We start from the raw sequence: 9,490 nt of genomic DNA on the forward strand, positions 1-9,490 counted from the left end.
AATACCGAACTCAAGTCTTAGAAGCTGCTTAAACTATATGTCTAACTTTATTGGGGCAGTTCAAGTTTATCTACAGTATCAAAGGACTGAATAAATCAGTCCTTTTTTTAAATGAAGATTGGGTTTCATGGTTATCCAGGCCGATTATGCCAAACTTACATTAAATTATTTCGGCTTCCGAAACTAATTGGCGGAACATTTCGATTGTATTCAAGACAGTCCGCAGCCTTAAATCAGAACTTCACATCGACTATTGAGTAAATACTCTTGAATGATTTTTAAAACGTGGGACTGGTTTTGCTTTATATAGAAATGATCACCCTTTAATATATGCAATCCTTCAATATGTTCAATATATTCATTCCAGCTTTCGATACTCTCCTTCGTCACGGTATCATCCGAGCCCAAAAGCAAAACGGCTTTATTTCCCACCTTTTTATTGCGCTTCATTTCATGGTGATAGTTGGCTAAAACATTCAAGTCCGACTGGATTATCGGAAGGAATATATTCATGAAATCTTCGGTTTCCAGGAGTTCCTTGTTCGTTCCCCCGATTTTTTCAAGAGATTGCTTTAAACGTTTTGCATTAGAGCAATCGATTTGATCTACTTTATAACTTGGAGACGATTTACTTGAAATGAATATATGCTCTACTTTTTTAGCATATCTCTCTTCTAATTTTGCCGCAATTTCATAGGCTACGATCGCACCCATGCTATGTCCAAATAAAGATATGCTTCCCAGTGTATGCATTTGATGCTTCGTTTCCATTTCTTTCATTAATATATCCGTCAAATCCGCCATATGGTCACACAATGGTTCACTATATTTACTGCCATGTCCTGGGTATTCCAGCGGGACTACCTCTATCACATCATCATCAAATTTCCATTCCCTATAAAAAGATGCACTTCCCCCTGCATAGGGGAAACAAAAAATTGTCTTCTTCAGCCCTTCCATCCCCCTTCTCCATGATCGATTATTTCAGCATGAACTTCATGAAGCTTTCAACATACCCTGAATCGATTTCCGGCATTTTCATTGATAGCAATTCCATTTCCTTCTTGGTTTTGGATTGCAGGATTTCCGACTCTTTTAATTTTGTTGATTCATCAATTAACTGGGACAAAGCACTTAATGAATGAATCTCGTTAGATTGGGTCTTTTCTTTTAATGATTGTAACCATTCTTCCAAATCCATGTTGGAGTAAGGTATTTCATTTTTTTCGAAGAAGGAGGTCACGAATTCACTTGAAACCCTCTGATCATTGAACATATGATAGATCCCGAGCTTTTGATCCGCATTCAATCTTGATATTTTGTAAATGAACTCACTTACAAAGTCGACTGGCATCAATTCAAAATGAATTTCCTCTTTAAATGGCAATATCCTTTGTTCAATAAATGATTCAAAAACCTTGTACAACATATCTTTCTCGTTCCAAACCCCGTTTGAATTAGATGAAATCCTGCCTAATCGGAAAATATCGATGGTCAGTCCATATCCCCTTGCTTGAAGGAGCAATTTCTCGGCAACCCATTTGGACTGGCTGTACCCGATCATTAAATCGGGGGAGTAAACCAATTCGTCTTCCTCGTCCCATTTCCTTTCGCCGGTCAAGACAGAAAGCGTAGAGGCATAATAAATGTTTTTCCGGGTGTATGATGAAGCAAACTTAATCATCTCCACTACACCATCCACATTCGAAATCTTTGATTTGCTATATGGCTCGAAGAAATTCGTTTCGGCACCGACATGATAGACATGAGAAACATCATTGCTTAATTTCTCATATGTCATATCATCCAAACCAAATTGATGCTTACTAAGATCCCCTTCAATCACAACGATTCTACTTACGAAATCATCCTGCCAAAGACCATATTTCATTAAGGTATCTTTCAATCTATTTCTTGAAGGAAATCTAACCAAACAATAGATTTTGACATCTTCCAATTCCAGTAACAATTTATTTAATAGATGTGCCCCTAAAAACCCTGTCCCACCTGTAATCATCATATTTTTTTCAATCTCAACTGGTTTAGTGGATATTTCCCTTATTTTCTCCATTAACGCTGGAGCGAGCATGGAGTCCTTTTCCATCACTGCTTCCATGCTGCCAGCTGAATCGACTTTAAGTGCCTCAACAAACTTATTGACTGTGTTATTTTCCAATAATACTTGTAAAGTGGCCTCAGGAAGTACGGTTTCCTTCATTACATAGACCAGTTTTGTAGCTAAAATGGAATGGCCTCCATTTTCAAAGAAGTTGTCGTCCAATCCTAAACTTGGATTTCCCAATACATTTCTCCAAATCTCCAATACTTCTTTTTTCTTTCCAGTTTCTTGATTGGCTAAGGAAATTTTATTTTGCATGAAATCCATTTCCAATAATTTGTCTTTATCCACTTTACCGTTGGCATTAAGCGGGAAATCATCCACTCTGACAAAAAAATGGGGAATCATATAATTCGGCAATTCATTGCTCAGATAGTCTTTAATATCCTTTTCAGCGTTAACCGCTTTTTCATCTTTATGCTTGTAATAAGCGATAACATAATTCTCACCATTGATGTTTTTAACAGCAACTACTGAACTTTCAATCTTCATGTATTTATCAAGCTTTTCCTGAATTTCATTCAGTTCTATTCTAAAGCCGCGAATTTTCACTTGACTATCTTTTCGGCCTTTGTACAGAATTTCACCATTGTGTAACCGGACGCCATGATCACCTGTTTTGTACCACTTCGCCTGATTCAAATCATCCATGATCAAAGCTTGTTCCGTTAATTGCGGCTGATTTAAATAACCTCTCATGACCCCTGGTCCGCCAATGTAGATCTCGCCTGATTCCCCATCCGCTACCTCTACTTGTTCTTCAGATAGAATCTTGATTTCTACATTACTCAATGGCTTTCCAATAGGAATAACATTTACATCTTTGTCTTCGACCTCATGGCAAATGGCAAAAGTCGTGCATTCAGTTGGTCCATACCCATTTATCAAGGAAAAATGACCGATTGTTTGCTTCAATCTTTTCACATGGGAAACTGAAATTTTATCTCCGCCAACCACAATTTTCTTTAATCCTTCAAAAATTAATGGATCCTCATCAACCATTGCATTAAAAAGACCTGTCGTAAAAAAAGCTACATCCACCTTTCCAACGGATATCGCTTCTTTCCAATCATCAAAAGAAGTGAACTCATTCGACATCAAGAATAAAGTTGCGCCATTCAATAAAGCTCCCCATATCTCAAAAGTTGCGGCGTCAAAGCATGGGTTGGAAAATTGAGCCACTCTATTATTTTCGTATATTTCAAGTATCTCAGAGTTCAATACTAAATTGACTACACTCTTATGCTCTATCATTACACCTTTTGGCTTTCCAGTCGTTCCTGATGTATAGATAACATATGCGAGACCATTCTCCGAAGAACGGCTAACGGGAATGTGCCCTTCCTTGCTTAGTTCATTAATCTCAAATGGAATTGGCTCAATATCCAATTCACGGAGCTTCCCTTCTTGGCCATTGAACGATACAAAGAACCTCATATCCGTATCCGCAAGCATATATTCCAATCTTTTTAATGGGTAATTTTCGTCTATCGGAACATAGCAACAGCCTGACTTTATTATGGCAAGCATACCGATGATCAGTTCAATGGACCTTTTGCTTGGAATCCCGATCATTGTTTCTTCTTGAATCCCCAAATCAATGATCCTTTTAGCAAGATTATCTGAAAGAATATCTAATTCTTTATAAGTAATTTGCCTGCCATTTTCACAAAGTGCCGCTTTCGCCTGATTATCTTCCGCAACTTTAATAAAAGCTTCAGTTATTGACATCAATTTATTCGTCGTCATCGATTTACTTATCATCGGGCCCCAACTTTCAAGTGATTTATTAATTTACCAATAGATAGTAGTGTTTCATCTTCTGTTAGTTTCAAGAATATTTCCTGCATGGAATCCATAAAACGTAAAATTTCAATCTCACCGAATTTACTTTCTTTATAAATGATTTTATAATGCAGCTTGGATTGCACTACAGCTGCAGAGAACGTAAGATCAAAATTGGTCGATTCACTTCCAACTGAATCTTCAATCATGATTTGCGAATCCTCTGCCAGTTCTGTGCTTGGATAATTTTCAAATACAAATATATGTTGGAATAATTCCCTATCCCATGGAATTTCAGCGTATTTCTTTATATCCGTAAGTGAACTGAACTCATACTCTCTCATTTGTAATTGCTTGTTTTGAATTGCAGTTAGATAGGATTGCAAATCATCATCCCAATCGATTTTCAAAGTGAATGGCAGAGTATTGATCAATAAGCCTACAGCTGATTCAATATGCGGAATGCTTAGGTTCCTTCCTGAGCTTGTCACCCCATAGCATACCGAGTCGCTTTCACTTAGGTAGGATAGAACGATGCTCCAAACTCCTTGAACAACGGTATTAATGGTCTTTCTATGTCGCTTGGATAAATCTATTAATCTTTCGGTAAGCTCTTCAGGTACGCTATATTCAATAACTTTATCCGATGTAAAAGCTACCTTATCCGCTTTATTACTCACTAGTGCTTTTACTTGTTCGAAATCCCTCAATTCTTTATTCCAAAAAGCTGCTTCTTCCTGTTTATTAATATTCCTGACATGATTCATGACTTGTTTATAAGCATTCTTATGTTCATCACTGTCTTTTGTCGTATTGGATGTGTTTCGGTAACTATCCAAAAAATGATTAATGACAATTTGCAGGCTCCAGCCGTCTATTAAAGCATGATGATGTGTCCATATGAATTTATAGCGATGATCCGATAGCTGGACCAAAGTGATGTTCATGAGCGGACCATTCTCTAAATCCATTTGTCTGTTTTTGCTATGCTCTAAAAGGTTGTCTATCTTGGATCCTGATTCGTCTTCACTAAACATCGTAAGATCCACATGATTAAACACATAATAAATGTCATTAAGTATGATTTGATAACGGTCCCCCAATTGATTGCGCCTGAAAACGGATCTTAGAACATCGTATTTTCTACAGGTTTCATTCCAGGCCTCTTCTAATTTAGCCAAGTCCAGATCACCTACTAAATCAATGGATAGCTGTGAAATATATTCAGGACTTTGGGTTACTTCGCTATGGAATAACATTCCTTCCTGAAGTGATGTCACTGGGTAAATCTCTTCAATATTATTAAACTTATTTATGAAATGGGTGATTGTGCTTCCATCGACTATTTTCTCAGCTTCAAAATCCGTTTCTACAATGGAGTCATTCAAATCTGCACTTCCATGTAAAATTTTGTTTACGTGTACTTCAACTTCTTTACATATCATTCGGAAGCTCTCATTATTGCTATCACCAATAATATTCAGCATGAGTCTATTGTTTACGATGCTGGCGACAAAATTGAGTTTATATGGGAATTTATAGTTCGAATCGATATTGCTGCTATTGGTTTGTTCCATATCACCCGTGTTATTAAAATGGCCTAGATAGTTGTAACTCACAAGGCTATCTGGATAGTTATGATTACGATTGGAATTATACTTTAGGATTCCAAAGTCAAACCCTTTGTTTGGCACATTTCTCAATATGTTTTTTGTATTTCTTAAGGTTGAGCCCAAAGTCGCCATTCCTTTAATCCTTACTGGATAGATCGAGGTGAACCACCCTACCGTCCTTGATAAATCAATATCATCCTCAATATCCTCTCTTCCATGTCCTTCTAAATCGAGCCAAAATTCATCGATTCCCATTCGATTGGAAAGCGCATGTGCGATAACGGATAATAAAACTTCATCAATCGTCGTTTTATGTTTTCTTAAAGTGTTTTTGATGAGGTTTTGTGTTTGGGCCTCATCCACTTCTATTTTATACATGTTTTCAAAATCACACGTTTCTCCTAAGTCTTCCGTCAGCGGAGAAACTGGAACATTCATTTCCTTTTCCCAATATTGAACGGCCTCTTCCGGTAGGTCAGTGTTCTTGTATTCATTTAGTTTTTCGGACCATTGTTTATAAGAAGTCGTTTTTAGAGGCAGTGATGGTTCTTGTTCATTCTTTATTTGTTGATAGCATCTTTCGAAATGTTCAAGAAGTATCCTCCACGAAACACCATCAACCACAAGGTGATGAATCACCCAAAAAACCCTTACCTCCCTTTGATCCCTGAATAAAAGGAACTTCATCAAGGGGCCATTGTGTATATTCAAGCTTTGTTGGGCGTTTTCTTCTAGCTCATTGATTTCCTTCAAGCTTTTTTCATCTTTAAAACTTGAAACATTGTACTCATGAAAACCGCATACCGTATCAGCATTTGAAATATTGCCGATATATGAATCACCATGTTTTTCAAATAATGTCCTTAAAACATCGTGCTGATCAATTAATTTCATGATGATTTTTTTATAGTGTTCAGACGTCAACGTATTATCCTTCATCAAAACGACTGACTGATTCCAATGATGGACATTCTCATGGTTTTCATTAAAAAACCATGATTGAATTGGCGTCAACGGGACATAACCTGATACTGTTTCTTGAACCACTTGTTTTTGCTCCAGCTCATTTACAACATTCCCTAGCTCACGGACCGTTTGGCATTCAAATAAATCTTTAGGAGTTATAAATAAATCCTTTTCTTTTGCGGCAGAGCATATTTGAATACTGATGATTGAATCACCGCCACATTCGAAAAAGTTATCTTCCGGTCCTATAGTCGGATCGTTTAAAACATTTCTCCAGATTGTCAGAAGTTCTGTTTCAGTTTTGGACAATTCTTGCACATCCAGCACTTTTTCCTGCCTCTCATCAAACTGTTCGGTCAATTTCGGCAGGGATTTCCGATCGACTTTTCCATTCGGCGTCAAAGGAAATTTATCCAGTTGCATAAAATGAGCAGGAATCATGAAAGCAGGCAGTGTTTCTTTCAATCTTCTTCTGATTGAATCTATCGAGACCTCATCATTCACCGTATAATAAGCAATTAGCCTTTTATGCTCAAATCCATCTTCCATTACCGTTACATAACTATCCTTGATTTCTGCTATTTTTCGTAATGAAACATTAATCTCCGATAGTTCAACACGGTAACCCCTTATTTTCACTTGATCGTCCGCCCTGCCTACATAAACTAATTCCCCAGCTTTGTTATGCTTAACTAAATCCCCAGTTCTGTATACTTTTTCGGCAGGGTTGAATGGATTGGTTACGAATCTTTCATTTGTCAGGCTCTCATTATTCAAATATCCCCTTGCTAACCCAATTCCTCCCACGTAAAGTTCACCAACTGACCCAGCCGGCACTAGTTTCCGATTTTCATCCAACACAAGTACAACCGTGTTGGTCAAAGGCTTCCCGATCGATACGACGAATTCATCTGTAACATCCTCATTCGGGGGAAACATTTTAAAACTTGTACATACCGAATATTCCGTAGGCCCGTAGCCATTGAAAAACGCTATATGTTTAAACTTTGAAACGAGCTCAACTGGACATTCTGAACCTGCAGATCCCAATACTTTAATCGTGCTCAATTCAATGATTGGCAGTTCTTTCAACACAGCAGGGGGTAAAATGATATGAGAAATTCCTTCACGCTTAATTTGTTCAACAAGTTTACTCATGTCAAATTGATTTTCTTTATCTACACTTATATGCAGCTCGGCACCGAATAATAGTGTGCTGAAAATCTCTATGACGGATGAATCAAAATTAAACGTGGCGAATTGCAGCACTTTAGTTGATGTGTCTAAACACATCATTTCATTTTGGTTATAAACCAAGTTAATGATTCCACTATGTTCCAACATGACTCCTTTTGGCCTGCCTGTCGTTCCCGAGGTATAAATGACATAAGCTAAGTCACTCTGATTCGCAATGTGAAGATTCGTTTCCATTAACAAATCCGATTCTTTTTCAATATCTTCAAAATATATTATTTTGGATGGGTCAATCAAACCATTCTTTCCGAGTTCTTTGTGACTCAAGCAATAGGAAATGGACGAATCTTCCACCATGTAGCTTAATCGTTCATCAGGATAATGAGGATCCAATGGGACATACGCAGCACCAGCTTTAATTACTGCCAACATCCCTGTCACCATATCAATTGATCGATTCATATAAATTCCGATTCTTTCTTCTTTAGAAATCCCTTTGCTTAGTAAATAGTGTGAGAGTCGATTGCTCTTATCATTCAATTCGCGATATGTAATGGTTCTCGGACCATCAACAATGGCTATCTTATCAGGAAACCTCTCAACAATTTTATGGAAGGCTTCCGGGATTGTGTCATTGATCCCCTCAAAGCGAATGGTTTCTCCCTGCCATTCTTCCAATAATACTTTTTCCTGCCGCTTACTCACGACAGATACCTTGTCAATCGATCGTTCAGGCTGATAGGTAATTTTCCTAATCCACTCTAAGAAATTTTCAGCTAGTGTTTGAATCGTTTGTTCATTGAAGATCCCTGAATTATACTCAAAAGCGAACAAAAGCTTATCCTCATATTCCTCTGCAGCTAAACTCAAATCGAATTTTGCTGCCTTTGATTTCATTACTTCAGGCGTTATCTTTATGTATTCACTTTCAAATGAAGCTTTGGCATTATTTTGTAAAATGAAGACGGTTTGAAATAATGAAGTGTTCGCTAAATTTCTTTCAGGGTTAATAACTTCAACAATTTTCTCCAATGTCATTTGCTGATGATCATAGATGTCGATGATATGGTTTGTATTTCTTTCAAGAATCTCTTCGAATGTTTCCTCAAGTCCCAGCTTTAATCTAAAGGGCAGTGTATTGACAAAATAACCTATCGATTTTTCTGTTCCTTCTATCATTCTATTCGCCAAAGGACTGCCAACGATGATATCGTTTTGACCTGTATATTTTGCTAGAAAAGACTGATACATCGTTAGCAGCGTCATGAATAATGTCGAGTTTTGTTCAAGGGACATCCGCTTTAAACCATGGAGCTCTTCACTTGTTAGTTCCACCATGAAACTATTGCCATCAGTGCGGTTTTCTTTTGTACGTATCGTATCTAAAGGAAGCTCCAATTTAGGTAATTCCCCAGTTAAGTTTGTTTTCCAAAATAGCGATTCTTCTTTAATGTTATGTTCTAACCAGCTTTTCTGCTCAAAGGCAAAATCCTTATATTGTTTAAAGTCGTTTTCAAGGATAAGTTCCTTTTCATTCACTTCACTGTCATAAAAAGATAACCATTCGTCTAAAAATATACTCACTGACCATCCGTCAAAAATGAAATGGTGGAGATTCACAAATAAAACAGACTCTTTTTCGCTCAATTTAACCAGTTTCACTGTCATGAGAGGACCTTTTTCAATTTCAAAGATTTCCGACTGGACATCTTCTTCGATTTGCAGCATGCGAGTCGATTGCTGTTCGGGCTTTAATGCAGTTAGGTCGATTTCATCTATTTTAATTTACAAATCTTCCTTGATTTACTGATAG

General features: G+C 37.3%; 3 protein-coding genes. All 3 read right to left on the reverse strand.

What is annotated here, in order from left to right:
- Window positions 1-228: 228 nt before the first annotated feature.
- The 3 genes from ACFVSH_RS19045 to ACFVSH_RS19055 are packed head-to-tail and all read right to left on the reverse strand — an operon-like array spanning window position 229 to window position 9,462.
- Entirely contained in the window at window positions 229-960 is a 732-nt protein-coding gene (locus tag ACFVSH_RS19045) for a thioesterase II family protein (RefSeq protein WP_387707337.1), read from the reverse strand.
- Window positions 961-979: 19 nt separating this feature from the next.
- Window positions 980-3,883 (reverse strand): amino acid adenylation domain-containing protein, encoded by a 2,904-nt coding sequence (locus tag ACFVSH_RS19050; protein WP_387707339.1) that lies wholly within the window; start codon window positions 3,881-3,883, stop codon window positions 980-982.
- Window positions 3,880-9,462: an amino acid adenylation domain-containing protein gene (locus ACFVSH_RS19055; protein WP_387707341.1), complete on the reverse strand. Its 5,583-nt coding sequence runs from the start codon at window positions 9,460-9,462 to the stop codon at window positions 3,880-3,882. The genes ACFVSH_RS19050 and ACFVSH_RS19055 overlap by 4 nt, the downstream gene beginning before the upstream one ends.
- Between the last annotated feature and the right edge of the window lie 28 nt (window positions 9,463-9,490).

Origin of the sequence: Peribacillus sp. NPDC058002 (assembly GCF_042886655.1) — a bacterium.
GTDB lineage: Bacteria > Bacillota > Bacilli > Bacillales > DSM-1321 > Peribacillus > Peribacillus aracenensis.